Source organism: Allokutzneria oryzae (assembly GCF_042429765.1).
GTDB classification, from domain to species: Bacteria; Actinomycetota; Actinomycetes; order Mycobacteriales; family Pseudonocardiaceae; genus Allokutzneria; species Allokutzneria oryzae.
Map to the genome: position 1 here is coordinate 51,745 of NZ_JBHLZU010000036.1, position 14,814 is coordinate 66,558.

Here is a 14,814-nt window from a genome sequence, read left to right on the forward strand (position 1 = left end):
CGTGCGTATCCCAGTGTCCTGGCTGGCCGATCTCGTCGCCCTGCCCGAGGGGACCACGCCCGAGCAGATCGCCGAGGCCTTCGTCCGGGTCGGGCTGGAGGTCGAGGAGCTCCACCCGCTCGCCACCGTGACCGGCCCGCTGGTGGTCGGCCGCGTGATGGAGATCGAGGAGCTCACCGAGTTCAAGAAGCCGATCCGCTACTGCAAGGTCGACGTCGGCAACGTCGAGGAGGACGGCGAGACGCCCCGGCCGCAGATGATCATCTGCGGCGCGCGGAACTTCCGCGAGGGCGACACGATCGTCGCGGCGCTGCCCGGCTGCGTGCTGCCCGGCGGCTTCGCCATCTCCGAGCGCAAGACCTACGGCCGGATGAGCCAGGGCATGATCTGCTCGGTCGCCGAGCTGGCGCTGGGCGAGGACCACTCCGGCATCCTGGTGCTGCCGCCGGGCACCGCCGAGCCGGGCGACGACGCCATGGAGGTGCTCGGCCTCGCCGACACCGTGATCGAGCTGGCCGTCACCCCGGACCGCGGCTACTGCCTGTCCGCCCGCGGCCTGGCCCGCGAGCTGGCGTGCGCCTTCGACGCCGACTACCGCGACCCCGCGCTGATCGACGTCGGTGAGGCCGACGACGCGGTGTACCCGGTGCAGGTCGAGGACCTCGATGGCTGCCGCCGCTTCGTGCTGCGCAGGGTGACCGGGCTGGACCCGACCTCGCCGACGCCGTGGTGGATGCGCCGCCGGCTGATGCTGGCCGGGATCCGGCCGATCTCGCTGGCGGTGGACGTCACCAACTACGTGATGCTGGAGACCGGGCACCCGCTGCACGCCTTCGACACCACCACCCTCAAGGGCGCGCTGGTCGTGCGCAGGGCCGTCGCGGGCGAGAAGCTGTCCACACTGGACGGTGCGTCGCGGGAGCTGGACCCGGACGACCTGGTGATCTGCGACGACTCCGGGCCGATCTCGCTCGCGGGCGTGATGGGCGGCGCCTCCACCGAGATCGGCGACGCCACCACCGACGTGCTGCTGGAGGCGGCCAACTGGGAGCCAGCCTCGATCGCCCGGGTGGCGCGGCGGCACAAGCTGCCCAGCGAGGCCTCCCGCCGCTTCGAGCGCCTGGTGGACCCGGCGCTGCCTCCCGCCGCGCTGGAGCTGGCCGCGCAGCTGCTGGTCCGCTACGGCGACGCGCAGATCGAGCGCGGCCGCACCGACGTCGGCCGCCCGCTGCTGCCCGCCGCCGTCACGATCCCGCTGGCGCTGCCGGACCGGGTTGCCGGGGTCAACTACGGCCGGGGCGTGACCGCGCGGCGGCTGAGCCAGATCGGCTGCCGCATCGAGGTCGGCAGCTCCGAGGACGGCACCGCGGTCGTGGTGGCCGAGCCGCCGACCTGGCGCAGCGACCTCAACCTGCCCGCCGACCTGGTGGAGGAGGTGCTGCGGCTGGAGGGCTACCACACCATCCCGTCCGTGCTGCCGCCCGCGCCCGCGGGCCGGGGGCTGACCGCCGCGCAGCGCCGCCGCCGCACCGTCTCCCGCGCGCTCGCCGCGACCGGGCACGTCGAGGTGCTGCCGATGCCCTTCGTCAGCCCGCAGACCTGGGACGCCTTCGGCCTTGCCGAGGACGACCCGCGCCGCAGGACCGTCTCGCTGCTCAACCCGCTGGAGGCCGACCGGCCGGAGCTGGCGGGCACGTTGCTGCCCGGCCTGTTCGACGCGGTGCAGCGCAACGTCTCCCGGGGCATGCGCGACCTCGCGCTCTACCAGCTCGGCCAGGTCGTGCTGCCGGACGAGCGGCAGGTGCCCGCGCCCGAGCTGCCGGTGGACCGCAGGCCGACCGACGCGGAGCTGGCCACGCTGCTGGCGGCCCTGCCCAAGCAGCCGCTGCACGTGGCCGCGGTGTTCACCGGCCAGCGCGAGCGCGCGGGCTGGTGGGGCAAGGGCCGCGCGGCGAGCTGGTCGGACGCGGTCGAGGCGGCCAGGACCGTCGGGCACGCCGCCGGGGTCGAGCTGACCGTGGCCGCGGGCGAGCTCGCACCGTGGCACCCGGGCCGCTGCGCCGAGCTGCGGGTCGGTGACACCGTCGTCGGGCACGCGGGCGAACTTCACCCGAAGGTGGTGGAGGCGCTCGGGCTGCCCGTGCGCACCTGCGCGATGGAGCTCGACCTCGACGCGCTGCCGCTGACCGACGAGCGACCCTCTCCGGTGGTCTCGCCGTACCCGCCGGTGCTGCTGGATCTCGCGCTGGTGGTGGACGCGGCCGTTCCGGTCGCCGACGTCACCGCCTCGGTCGTCGCCGGCGGCGGTGACCTGCTCGAAGACGTCCGTCTCTTCGACGTCTACACCGGTGAGCAGCTCGGCGATGGCAAGCGGTCGCTGGCCTTCTCGCTGCGCTTCCGCGCCCCGGACCGCACCCTCACGGTGGAGGAGGCGACCGAGGCGCGGGACGCCGCCGTCGCGCTCGCCGCCGAGCGCACCGGCGCCACGCTGCGCGCCTGACCCGCTCCCGCGCGAACCCCACGTGGTCCAGCCACGTGGGGTTTCGTGCATTTGGCGGCATCCATTGGGCTAGAGTGCTCTCGGCGGCAGCCGCGAGGGGACGATCGCATGGGCCTGTCCGCTGTGTGACAGCGGCTTACCGCTGTCTGTCCACTGTGGATCCACGACCTGTGGGGGATCTGGTGAGTTCGTCCTCAATCCAAACAAGCGTGCGGCGCGTGGTTGTCGGCACGCTCGCGTTGACAATGCTGGCGACCGGGTGCAGCGGTGACCCTGCACCTCCGCCGTCGCAGCCTCCGGCGCAGGACGGCGGCGCCGCGGCGCCAGTGCCCGCGACGACCGACCTCGGCAGCCTCAAGGCCGACCCGGAGTCGCTCAGGAACATGGCCGAGATGGCCATCTACCGGACCTGGGACCCGTGCGCGCTGCACGACCCGGCGTCGGCGTCGCGGATCTTCGGCGACGCGGTCTCCCTGATCGAGCCGAGCGACTTCGACAGCTGCCTGCTGAAGGTGAACCTGGACCGCACCGGCTCGCGCAACTGGCGGATCTACACCCGTATCGGCTCTCCCCTCCTGGACGACGAGGCCGCCGGTGGCGCCGTGGTCGAGGCGGCGGGGCGGAAGTTCCTCCAGGGCAAGAAGAGCTCCTCCAGCACGCCGGGCTGCGAGTACAACATGCAGACCAGCAAGACGAAGGTGCTCTCGCTCCAGGTCACCTGGGGCGGCATGTCCACGGAGACTCCGCCGAAGGACCCCTGCGCGCTGGCCAAGGAGTACGTGACCGCGGTCGCGCCGTTCTTCGCCAACCCGCCGCTGCGCTCGGAGGCGCAGACCGAGCCGCAGCTGCCGCTGGCGAGCAAGGACCCGTGCGCCCCGCTCAAGGACCTGGTGGAGAAGTTCAAGTCCATGACCGTCGAGGGCGAGCAGCCGTCGGCGATCGTGAGCGGGACGTCCCCCAACACCTGCACCCTGTCGTTCAGCACCAGGTACACCCCGGGTAAGAAGAGCAAGCCGCAGATCTCGGTCGACTACAAGTGGGGCATCGACCCCGCCGAGGGCCTCAGCGGTGGCGCGTCGACGCGCCCGATCCAGGTCGAGGGCAAGCCGGCGCAGGTGGAGGACCACACCGCCCGCGCCCTCGGCGCCTGCATGGTGCGGGTGCAGTACGACCCGATGAAGGTCCCGGCGGTCGACCGGGTGCAGGTGGTCCAGGTGGCCGCCCCCGACTGCCAGACCGCCGAGGAAGCGGCCAAGATCGTGACGAAGGTGGCGCTGGCATGAGGAAGACGACGAAGATCCGCTCGTGGGGTCGATCATCGGTACCGACCGCACTGGCCGTCGCGGCGCTGGGCGCCTCCGTGCTCGCTGGCTGCAGCCCGGAGGTCAAGGGCGTCGCCGAGCCCGTCGGTGGCCCCGGGGCCGCCCCCTCAGCGGGTGACATCCTCATCCAGGCCCCAGGCGGACCGCGGCCGGAGCGCCCGAAGATCCGGCTCGGCGACCAGGTCCCGCCGCCGGACTGGAAGAGCGTCGGCGCGCCCTTCGACACGTGCACGACGCTGAAGTGGGAGGACTTCCCGCAGGAGGCCAGGCCGAAGCAGCCCAAGCCCCCGGAGCTGCAGGTTGTCCGCAAGGGTGACCCGTACAAGACCGCCTGCCGCTTCAGCAGCAACGAGAAGATCAGCTTCGAGGCGCCGACGCCGCCGGACCCCAACAACCCCGCCCCGCCCCCGCCGCCGAGTACCACGGAGCAGCGGCCGCCGGGCTGGAGCCCGATGTTCGAGGTGACCGTCGTGTGGGGCACCGAGTTCTCGGTCGAGGGGCTAGGCGGAACCTCGGCGACGCTCGCGGGCAAACCGGTCGCGTTCAAGGAGACCCAGGTCGGCGGGACCACCGTCAAGGACCCGTTCTGCACGGTGGTCATCAAGCTGAGCAACGGCTCCGCCGGGCTCCAGCTGCGCAACGGCCGCTTCAAGAACACGATGAACACCTGTGAGACCGCGAAGAAACTAGCCGAGACGCTGGCGTCGCGGGTGCAGTGATTCGTCGATGACGGCGCGGAAATCCCAACCACGGCTGGGATTTCCGCGCCGTGTTCGTTGGGCCCGGTGTCACGAGCGCCGGGTCGAGTCCACAAGGGATATGGAGTACTCCGATGAGAACGAACCGAACCGTCGTGGTGGGGCTGGTCTGCCTCACCCTGGCGGTCTCGACGGGATCGGCCAGCGGGGAGGGACTGCTGCGGGCACAGCAGCCCACTCCGAAGGTCACTGACGGGGTGGCGATCCGCCCCGAGGACGAGAAGCGGTTGCCCGCGCTGGCGCGGGCACGCCAGATCGACGCCTGCGCGCTGCTGGACCCCGGCTCGGTGAAGGCGATCTTCGGCGGGGTGCCGAGGGACGTCACGCCGCAGGACCTCGACGGGTGCTCGATGTCGGTGGAGCTGAGCAGCAGCTCCGTCGACGGCTGGAGGATCGCGGTGGAGTCCTCGCAGCTGATGCGCGAGGACCCCGACAGCGAGAAGCTCGAACTGCACGGCAGGACCTTCACCGGCAAGGAGTCCGAGCCGATCGGGGGCCGGCCGGTGAGCAGTTGCACGTGGATGATGCCCACGTCCGAGGGCAGGAACAGCTTCGCCATCAGCCTCAACGTGAGCTGGTCGGGCACCGGCCAGCCACCGAAGCCGCCCTGCGCCCTGGCCAAGGAGTACCTGGTCCCGCTCGCGCCGTACTGGATCACTCCCCCACTCCGTGGGGAAGGCGCCACCAAGCCCGAGCTCGTCCTGGGCACCAAGAACCCGTGCGCCGCGCTGCCCGAGCTCGCCAAGCGCTTCGCGGTTCCCGGGGAGCAGCCCAGGCAGGAGGTGATCGCGCCGTACTCCTGCACCATGACGCTGACCGAGTACAAGCCGGAGACCAGGGCGCCGAGCACCCGGCTCGGGATCAGCTTCGGCTGGTCGACCAACCCGGTGTACCTGACATCGGTGAAGGACTCCTCCTTCCGCGCGGCCACCGTCGCGGGCAAGCCCGCCGCGGTCACCATGAACCCCATCAGCCGGTCGTGTCAGGTGGACGTGCAGTACGACCCCACGACCATCCCCGAGCGGTTCGCGACCGAGCCGACCAAGCGGAAGATGCAGGTGATCACCGTGACCGCCCCCACCTGTGAGGTGGCGGAACCGGCCGCCGAGATCGTGGTCAAGGGGGCGCTGTGAGGAAGACGGCCATGGTGGGGACGCTGCTGTGCGCGGCACTGCTGTCCGGGTGCACCAGCACGATCGTGGGTTCGGCGTCCGCGCCGGGACAGGCGGGCCCCGGGGGCGGTGCGGCCGCAGGACCGCCCGCGCCGCCGAAGCCGCAGCGGCCGGTGATCCAGCTCGGTGACCAGTACCCGGTGAAGGACTGGAAGGCCGCGGGGGCGCCGTTCGACAACTGCACCACCCTGAAGTGGGAGGACTTCCCGGAGGCGACCCGCAACCCCAAGGGCACCCCACCGAAGCTGGAGGCAGTGGAGCCGACCCTGCCGTACACGACGGACTGCCAGTTCGACAACAGCGGCACGATCACCTTCAACCCCGACAGCGACGCCCCGCCGCAGGGCAAGGTCCTGTTCGTGGTGGACGTGGTGTGGGGGCCGGAGTTCGGTCCGCAGTCGTTGAAGAACAGCGTCCCGGTCACCATCGCGGGCAAGGCGGGCGGAATGCGCGAGTCCACCTTCGGCGCGGCCAAGGAGCCGTACTGCTTCGTGGTCGTCCCGCTCGCCAAGGGCGGAGCCGGTGTGGAGGTCCGCAACGGCCGCTTCTCCGACAAGGCAACCGCGTGCGACATCGCGAAGGGGCTCACGGAGAAGCTCCTCTCCCGCGTGCAGTGAACGGATGGGGAGTGCCGTGCGCGGCACTCCCCATCCGTTGCGGTGCGAGTCGTCAGTCCACGTCGAAGCGCGCCGCGAGCCGGGGGAACCGCCGCACCAGGCCGTCCCAGTCGTCGCCGTCGAAGCGCTCCCCAGCCGGTTCCGGGTCGCCGACCGGCACCAGCGGGATCTCGCGCTGGCCGGTCAACCGCTCGTAGGCGTTGCCGGCGGCGTAGATCAGCGACTCGCCGTCGCCGAAGTCCTCGTCGTCGAAGCCCAGCCCGGCGATCGCGTCCGGATCCGCCAGTGCGGCCTCGAAAGCCTTGCGCCCCAACGAGATCAGCCATGACCGGAAGTAGTCGAACCCGTCGTCGCTGCACCCGCCGAGCGCCACGTACGCGGCGGCCCACAGATCCCATCGGTTGGCCCGCTGGTCCTGCTCGTCGTACAACCGCTGGAACTCCACGACCTCCCGCGGGCTCACCGTGGCGAGCCGGTCGGTCAGCCGCTCGGCCTGCTCGTCCACGCCGGAAGCGCCCGCCGCCGCCTCCTCGACCAGCCGCCACATCGTGTTCTCGTCCACCACTCCACCCTCACGCTCGTCCGTGCCTCGCCCGCCGGAAGCTACGCAAGAGGTCTGACACTCCACGCCACCCGCGCGCCAACCTCGGCCATTCGCGGGCTTATGGACGTGCCCGGGGTTGCGAGGAGGTCCATAAGCCCGCGAATGGCGGGGTGTTCTCTTGCGCAACAAGGTGACAAAGCGCGAAAACCCCGACCACGCCAGCACTGTCGCAGCGCGCTCCGACTCCCCGCTACGAGCACGAACCGGGGGCCACAACCCTGGCCATTCGCGGGCTTATGGACGTGTCCGGGGTGATGGGGAGGTCCATAAGCCCGCGAATGGCGAAATTTGGGGGTGGGAGGGGATCAGTGGGGGAGGGGGTAGTGGGGTGGGCGGATGATGTAGGCGATGCCGCCGGGGCCGCCCGCGACGGTGCCGTCGGCCAGGTGGCGCTTGGTGCGCTGCCAGATCGTCTCGAACTGGGCGCGCTTGTAGACGTGGCGCACCGCCTGGTTGTTCGGCGAGGCCGGGTCGTTGGCGATCACGTCACCGTCCTTGGTGAAGCCGACCACCACCATGATGTGGCCCGAGGTGCCGTAGCCCGCGCCGTCGAGCTCGCTCGCCAGGAACGACTGCGAGGTGATCACCGGGATGCCCTGGAGGATGTAGCGCTCCAGCTCCCGCAGCGAGGACAGCCGGGTGATGTGCCCGTCCAGGCCGTAGCTGGAGGCGTAGGCGGTGTTGAACGGCCAGTTGCCCGCGCCCTTGTAGTCGTAGTCCCAGGTGAACCGCGCCGCGTGCGCAACGGCCGGGTCGACGTAACCCGGCTCGATCCACGCCATGTCCTGCCGTGACGGCTTGCGGCCCCAGTACTCCAGCACCATCGTCGAGGAGGTCGGGCTGCACCAGACCTGGCCGCCGCCGCCGTACTCCGGGTACTTGCCGCGGTGGACGTTCTGCGAGTACCTGGGCACCGGCAGCTCCACGCCCCACGCGCCGCCCGCCGGGCTGATGGGGACGGTGAACCGGTCGGGGACCGCTGAGGTCATCGCGCCGACCATGCGCACGTGCGGGCTGGCCTTGCTGCCGGGCAGCCGGTACAGGGTCACCCGCAGCTGGTAGGAGCTCAGCTGCCTGCCGGACTTCGCCTGGAAGCTGTCGACGTCGACGCTGCCGTCCGCGTCGGCCTGGCCGGGCACGCTGGTGCGGTGCACGTCGCCGTCGCCGGAGGCCCACCGGCCCATGACGTACCACTTCGTCTCGGTGCCCGCCGAGGTCTTGCCGCGCATCTCCACCTGCAGCCAGGTGCCCGCCGGGGTGGTCGCGTTCCACGACGCGACCAGCTCCGTGGCGGCGAAGCCCTGCCGGTAGCTCGGCGAGGTCCACCGCGAGTACTCGTACTTCTTGGTGGTCTGGGTGTGCGGGTCGGTGTAGTCGATCGTCCCCTGTGGACGGTGGATGACCAGTCCGCCGCCCGGTCGCAGTGCGACTCCCTCCAGCTGGCCGGAGCGCCACGCGTGCGGGGAGCGCCACTCGTGGAAGTCGGTGGCGGAGTTGCCCGGCCGCGTGTACGGCTCCGGCGATCCGCTCGCGGGCGTCACCGTCATCGAGGTCAGCAGCGCGGTCCCGGTCAGGCCTGCGAGGGCCAGCCGCAGCCAGCGGATCGGGTGGTTGGGCATCGGGAGCTCCCGGAGTCGCTTGTGGTGTCGTCGGTCAGGTGGTGACGGCCCGGGTCCTGCCGGCCGGGCCCTGGTGGTGCCCGCGGTCCACAGCGGTCACCAGGTACGTGTAGGTGGTGCCGGGACGCGTTGTGCGGTCGAGGAACACCGCGTTGCCGCTGGTGTCCGGGCGCACGGTGGCGAGCAGGGCCGGGCAGCCGCGACCCTCCGCCCGGTAGACCGCGTAGTAGGCGGGTTCGGGCAGTGGCCAGCCGACGGGCCGGATCCGCACCCGCTGGCCGCCGTCCGCGCGCTCCACCACCGGCGGCAGAACCGGCTGGCCCCAGCCGGGGACGGCGGCTCGCGGCGGAACCAGCGCGGGCGTGCGGTAGATGTCGGTCGCCAGCCGGTCGCGGAAGCCGAGCGGGTTGGCGAGCACGCTGTGGATCTGGAAGTAGATGTGTCCGGCGACCTCGGGCACGGCGGAGGAGAGCCGGAGCTGGCGCGGCATCTCCTCCGGGTCCATCCACTGTGGAGTGACACCGGTGCCGATGCGGTAGGCGGCCTGGCCGAGGTAGAGCGAGACGCCGGTGCCGCGCACCTCGCGGCTCCACCAGTCGAGCAGCTTCGCGTAGTCGGCCGCGGGGAACCCGATGTTCCAGTAGGTCTGCGGTGCGACGTAGTCGATCCAGCGCTGCCTGACCCACTTCCTGGTGTCGGCGTAGAGGTCGTCGTAGGTCTCGATCCCGGCATTGGTGTCGGAGCCGGTCGGGTCGGTCTTTCCGTTGCGCCACACCGCGAACGGGCTCACGCCGAAGACGACCCACGGCTTGGCCGCCTTGATCCGCGCGGCGAGCTCGCTCACCAGCCGGTCGACGTTGTCCCGCCGCCAGTCGGCCTTCACCGGGAACGTCGCTGCCCCGTGTCTCTTGTAGGTCTGTTCGTCGTCGAGTTGTTGTCCCGCAACGGGATAAGGGTAGAAGTAGTCGTCGAAGTGCACGCCGTCGACGTCGTAGCGGCGCACCACGTCGAGGACGACCTGCTCGACGAGCTCGCGGACCTCGGGCACTCCGGGGTCGTAGTAGAGGCCGTCGCCGTAGCGGAGCACCCAGTCGGGGTGCAGGCGCGCGGGGTGGTTCGGCGCGAGCTTGGTGATGTCTGCCTGCTTGCTGACGCGGTAGGGGTTGAACCACGCGTGGAACTCCAGGTTGCGCGCGTGCGCCTCCTGGACCGCGAAGGCCAGCGGGTCCCAGCCGGGGTCTTTGCCCTGCTCGCCGGTGAGCCAGTGCGACCACGGTTCGAACGGCGAGGGGTAGAGCGCGTCGGCGGTCGGGCGGACCTGGACGAACACCGCGTTGGCCCGGATCTGGGTCGCGCCGTCGAGCAGCTCGCGGTACTCCGCGCGGACCTGGTCGGCGGGCTGGCCCTGCTGCCTCGGCCAGTTGATGTTGCCGACGCTGGCCAGCCACAGGCCGCGCAGGCCCTGCTGCGCCTGGGGTGCGGCGCACCCGCCGAGCGGCTGCTCCGGGGCGGCGGATGCGGGGACGGCCAGCGTCGCCGCGAGTGCGAACGCGTTCAGCAGTGCTGTCAGCGTGGTGCGGCGCCAGCCCATGCGGGACCCTCCGAGTCCGACTGCGGGAATTGTCAGTGATTTTCTTGATCAGCGAAAGGCTTGTAAACAGTTGTCCTGCGGTTGGCGCACGCCGGAGGACCGACCGGCCCAACCCTGCCGCAGTCCGCTTGTGCCCCGCTTGTTGCCTGAGGTCAGCCCAGGGCCGCCAGTGTCGTGGACAGCTCGGACGCCTGCTCCTCCGCGCCCAGCTCCCGCCACAGCTGCCGGGCCAGCGCCAGGTGCGTGCGCGCCGGGTCGAGCCGGCCCGCCGCCTGGTGCAGCTCGCCGAGCGCCTGCGCGGTGCTCGCCTCGCCCCGCCGGTCGCCGATCCGCCGGTGCCCCTCCAGCGCGGTCCGCAGCAGCGCCGCCGCCCTGGCCTCGTCGCCGAGCTGGGCGTGCATGTCCCCGAGCTGCTGGCGGGCGTAGACCTCGCCCTGGGTGTCGCCGATCGCCTCGAAGATGCCCAGCGCGCGCTCGGTCTCCGCGACCGCCGCCGAGGTCCGGCCCAGCGTGAAGTGCAGCCTGCCGAGCTCGTGCAGCACGTGCGCCTCCCGGTGGCGGTCGGCCAACGCCCTGGACAGCCGCAGCGCCGAGGAGAACTCGCCGAGCGCCGCCGCGTGCTTGCCCTCGGCGAGGTGGATCACGCCGAGCACGTTGCGCGCGTACGCCTCCCCGTGCCGGTCCCCGGCGTTGACGAACATCCGCAGCGCCGCCGTGCAGTTGCGCCGCGCCTCCTCGGTGCGGCCGAGCACCCGGTCGACGGCGGCGAGCCCGGACACCGCGATCGCCGCGCCGTGCTCGTCGCCGACCGAGTCGAACAGGCCCCGCGACCGCTGGAACTGCTCGACGGCCTCGGGGTAGCGGTCCTGGTAGAGCGCCAGCTGGCCGAGCCCGCGCAGCAGCACCGCCTCGCCCCACCTGTCGTGGTCCTCCAGCGCCCCGGCCAGGGCCGCCTCGTGGGTGCGGCGCCACTCGTCGAAGTGGCTGCGCAGGTCGAACCATGGCACCAGGCAGGCGGCCAGCTCCTGGGCGGCCCCGCGCGGCCCGTGCTCGACGGCCGCGACCAGCGCCTGCGTCTCCGCGGTCAGCCAGCCGACCGGGTCGGCGGTCACCAGCCGCAGCACGGCCGCCTCCGGGCTCCACCGGGGCGCTGCCCCGGTCGCCGGGGCGAAGATGCTGGTCGGCAGGTGCGCGCAGGCCCGCTCCGCGAGCGTCAGCCAGCCGCCCGCGACGCGCTCCACCGCCGCCTCGCGCTCGGCGGCGGGATCGGCGCGCAGCATCTCCCGCGCGTAGACCCGCAGCAGGTCGGCCATGGCGTAACGGGGCTGTCCCGCGCAGTCCACCCCGGCCAGTCGCAGCAGGTTCGCGTCCACCAGCGCGTCCAGCGCGTCGTCGTAGTCCTCGGTGCCCAGCAGCGCGCCGACCACCCAGCCCGGCTGCGACGGGCCCTCCAGCAGCCCCAACAGCCGCATCGCCCGCGCGGCCTGCGGGTCCAGACCGCGGTAGCTCAGGTCCATGCTGGCCCGCACTCCGAGCTCGCCGAGCCGCAGCTCGTTGAGCCGCCGCGACTCGTCGTCGAGCCGGTCGGCCAGCACCCGCAGCGGCCAGCCCTGCCGCCCGGCCAGCTTCGCCCCGGCGATCCGGATCGCCAGCGGCAGGTGCCCGCAGGCCCGCAGCAGCCGGTCGGCCGACTCGTCGTCGCCGGCCACCCGCTCCTGGCCCGCGATCGAACCGAGCAGCGTGACCGCCTCCGCCGGGGTGAACACGCCGAGCTCGACCTGGTGCGCGCCGGGCAGCTCCGCGATGCGCGAGCGGCTGGTCACCAGCACCGCGCACCCGGCGGTCGCGGGCAGCAGCGGCCGCACCTGCGCCGCGTTCGCCGCGTCGTCGAGCACCACCAGCATCCTGCGGTCGGCCAGCATCGACCGGAACCGCGCGGCCCGCTCGTGCGTGCCCTCCGGCACCGCCGCGCCAGGCACCCCGAGCGCGCGCAGGAACTCCGCGAGCACGGTCCCGGGGTCACGCGGAGCGCGCGAGGTCCCGCCGAGGTCCACGTGCAGCTGGCCGTCCGGGAACCGGGTGCGCGCCTTGTGCGCGGCGTGCGTCGCGAGGGTGGTCTTGCCGATCCCGGGCGCGCCGACCACGATCGCGACCGGCATCCGCCCCGGCTCCGCCAGCACCCCGAGCACCTCGCTCAGCTGGGGCGCGCGCCCGGTGAAGTCCGGGGTGTCCGGCGGCAGCTGGCACACCTGCCTCGGTTCGATCACGCTGACCGAGCTCGGCTCCTCGGCCCGCTCCCCGGAGAGCACGAGCCGGTGCACGTGCCGCAGCTCCGGGCCCGGCTCCACGCCGAGCTCGTCGGCCAGCCGCCCGCGCACCACGGTGTAGGCGTGCAGCGCCTCGGCCCGTCGCCCGCACCCGTGCAGCGCCAGCATCAGCTGCCGCCACAGCTCCTCGCGGAACGGGTGCTCGTCGAGCAGCCCGTGCAGCTCCGCGATGGCGTTGGTGTACTCGCCGGTGGCGATCTGCATCGCCAGCCGCTCCTCGGTCGCGGCCAGCCTGCGCTCGGCCAGCCTGCCCAGCGCCGCCTGCCACCCCGGGCTGGCGGGCAGGCCCTCCAGCGGCCGCCCGCGCCACAGCGACCCCGCCTGCCGCAACAGCTCCAGCGCCCGCTCCGGCCGCCCGGTCGCGCGTTCCCGCTGCGCCTGCTCGACGAGCTGGTCGAAGCGCAGCAGGTCCAGCTCCTCCGGCTCGACGTGCAGGCTGTAGCCGGAGGTCAGCGCCCGGATCCGGTCCTCGTGGCCGTCACCGTCCCCGCGCAGCCCGGACCGCAGCGTGCTGACGTAGGTGCGCAGGTTCGCCACCGCGGACCGCGGCGGCGAGTGCGGCCACAGCACCTCCACCAACAGGTCGGTGGAGACCAGCCGGTTGGGGTTGAGCAGCAGGCTGCCCAGCAGCATCCGAGGCTTGGCTCCGCCGAGGGAGAGCACGCGCCCGCCCGCGGCGACCTCCAGCGGCCCGAGTACCCGGAAGCTCATCTCGGTCGTACCCATGGCCCCACCGCTCCCAGGCTCCGGTTGCCGATGTTCGTAACTCGGTTTGTACGTCGTCACGGCTCCTTCTGGCTGCTTGGTCGTAAACCTTTTCCCACAGTGCTTTTCCGTTGTCCTGTTCGGCTGAGCACAGGATGCACCACCTGGCCTAGCGGCCTCGGTCACACCAGCGTGGCACAAGCGTCCGACAGTTCACTTCGCGCGCGTCGTCCCCCTGCCCTTTCCCCTGCTTGAAAGGACGTGAGGTTCGTGCGAGCACTCGTCGCGACGATGATCCTCTGCGCCGGACTCCTGGTCTGCGCGCCCCCGGCCGCGGAAGCCGCGACCAACTTCCAGCTGCCGTTCCCCTGCGGTCAGACCTGGACCGGCAACTCCAGCAACAGCAGCGCGCACCGGGCCTGGGAGCTCGACCTCAACCGGGGCAGCAGCCCCGACGCCGACCTCGGCGACACCGTGGTCGCGGCAGCGGCGGGCACCGTGGTGACCTCGGCCCACCAGGGTTCGGTCAACGGCTACGGCAACCTCGTGACGATCGACCACGGCGGCGGCTGGATGACCTACTACGCCCACCTCAACGTCCGCTCCGTCACGGCGGGGCAGGCCGTGGCGCAGGGCCAGCGCATCGGGTCCGTCGGCAAGACCAGCCGTCCCGGCAACGCGATCAGCGCCCACCTGCACTTCGAGGTCCGGCAGGGCACCGGCTACCCCGGCAACATCCGCAAGGCCGTGTTCAACGGCACCACCTTCGGCTACCCGACGCAGACCCTGACCTCGAAGAACTGCGGTGGAACCGGTGGAAACCCGTATAGCCCGGACGCGGCGTGCGGCACCGGCTTCAGCGTGATCGACCAGGCCCCCGCGGGCACCGGCGGCACCGTCTACCTGCTCTACGGCGGCGGCACCAACTGCGTGGTCACCATGAAGAGCACCTCGGTGGGCACCGCGTCGCCGGTCTCGGCGTACCTGGAGGTCGAAGGCGGCCAGCGGGAGGCGAACTCCGGCGACTTCTCCTACTACGCGGGCCCGGTGAAGCAGACCGCAGCGGGCAAGTGCGTCCGGTGGGGCGGCTCGGTCGGCAACGCCACCTACGACAGTCCGCTGGAGCACTGCGGCTAGGCCGGCCGCCTCGGTCCGACGTGGTCGGGGTTATCGCGTTTTGTCACCTTATTGCGAAAGGGAGCGCTCTCATTTCGCAACAAGGTGACAAAACGCGAACGAAATGCATGCCTCAGGGGGCCGGGTAAGGGGCCCGTCCGGAGTAACGGCGTCCGAGTAAGGGGTCCAGGGCGGGAACTCACGTGATCATCTGATGTGATCGCCCCGGCCTTACCGCGAACCTCGATCCCGACACCAGGGAGAAGAGGAAAACGCGATGACCAGCGACTGGACCACCGACGCCGTACAGGCCGAGATCGACTACCGCCGCGAGCGGCTCGTCACCGCCCGGCGGCGCGCGGTGAGCACCACCTTCGAGAGCTGGTGGCAGCACCTGGCGGAGGCACGCACCCGAGGGCGACAACAGTCACGAACAGACCAGGTGGGTTCGCCGACAATTCAGCCGCACAGTGTCTGACCACT

Annotated in this window: 11 protein-coding genes; 7 read left to right on the forward strand and 4 right to left on the reverse strand. The window is 71.9% G+C overall.

Annotation, left to right across the window (positions count from 1 at the left end):
• Position 1 precedes the first annotated feature (1 nt).
• From pheT to ACFFQA_RS36790, 5 genes are all read left to right on the forward strand, one after another.
• Positions 2–2,500, forward strand: coding sequence for a phenylalanine--tRNA ligase subunit beta (gene pheT, locus ACFFQA_RS36770; RefSeq protein ID WP_377862426.1), 2,499 nt, complete (start codon positions 2–4; stop codon positions 2,498–2,500).
• Between the two features lie 218 nt (positions 2,501–2,718).
• Positions 2,719–3,783 (forward strand): hypothetical protein, encoded by a 1,065-nt coding sequence (locus tag ACFFQA_RS36775; RefSeq protein ID WP_377862427.1) that lies wholly within the window; start codon positions 2,719–2,721, stop codon positions 3,781–3,783.
• Positions 3,780–4,541, forward strand: a complete 762-nt coding sequence (locus ACFFQA_RS36780) for a hypothetical protein (RefSeq protein ID WP_377862428.1) — start codon at positions 3,780–3,782, stop codon at positions 4,539–4,541. Before ACFFQA_RS36775 ends, ACFFQA_RS36780 begins: the two co-directional genes overlap by 4 nt.
• A gap of 113 nt (positions 4,542–4,654) precedes the next feature.
• Entirely contained in the window at positions 4,655–5,713 is a 1,059-nt protein-coding gene (locus ACFFQA_RS36785; protein ID WP_377862429.1) for a hypothetical protein, read from the forward strand.
• Positions 5,710–6,369, forward strand: a complete 660-nt coding sequence (locus ACFFQA_RS36790; RefSeq protein WP_377862430.1) for a DUF3558 family protein — start codon at positions 5,710–5,712, stop codon at positions 6,367–6,369. Before ACFFQA_RS36785 ends, ACFFQA_RS36790 begins: the two co-directional genes overlap by 4 nt.
• A gap of 52 nt (positions 6,370–6,421) precedes the next feature.
• Here the strand turns inward: ACFFQA_RS36790 and ACFFQA_RS36795 are convergent, their stop codons facing one another.
• From ACFFQA_RS36795 to ACFFQA_RS36810, 4 genes are all read right to left on the reverse strand, one after another.
• Entirely contained in the window at positions 6,422–6,931 is a 510-nt protein-coding gene (locus ACFFQA_RS36795) for a DUF4240 domain-containing protein (protein WP_377862431.1), read from the reverse strand.
• Positions 6,932–7,278: 347 nt separating this feature from the next.
• Positions 7,279–8,592 (reverse strand): C39 family peptidase, encoded by a 1,314-nt coding sequence (locus ACFFQA_RS36800; protein WP_377862432.1) that lies wholly within the window; start codon positions 8,590–8,592, stop codon positions 7,279–7,281.
• A 34-nt stretch (positions 8,593–8,626) separates the two neighbouring features.
• Entirely contained in the window at positions 8,627–10,183 is a 1,557-nt protein-coding gene (locus ACFFQA_RS36805; protein ID WP_377862433.1) for a glycoside hydrolase family 10-like protein, read from the reverse strand.
• A gap of 152 nt (positions 10,184–10,335) precedes the next feature.
• Positions 10,336–13,236: an AfsR/SARP family transcriptional regulator gene (locus ACFFQA_RS36810; RefSeq protein ID WP_377862434.1), complete on the reverse strand. Its 2,901-nt coding sequence runs from the start codon at positions 13,234–13,236 to the stop codon at positions 10,336–10,338.
• A 270-nt stretch (positions 13,237–13,506) separates the two neighbouring features.
• Here ACFFQA_RS36810 and ACFFQA_RS36815 point away from each other — a divergent pair, with 270 nt between their 5' ends.
• Positions 13,507–14,352, forward strand: coding sequence for a M23 family metallopeptidase (locus tag ACFFQA_RS36815; protein WP_377862515.1), 846 nt, complete (start codon positions 13,507–13,509; stop codon positions 14,350–14,352).
• Between the two features lie 256 nt (positions 14,353–14,608).
• Entirely contained in the window at positions 14,609–14,809 is a 201-nt protein-coding gene (locus ACFFQA_RS36820) for a hypothetical protein (RefSeq protein WP_377862435.1), read from the forward strand.
• Positions 14,810–14,814: the final 5 nt, after the last annotated feature.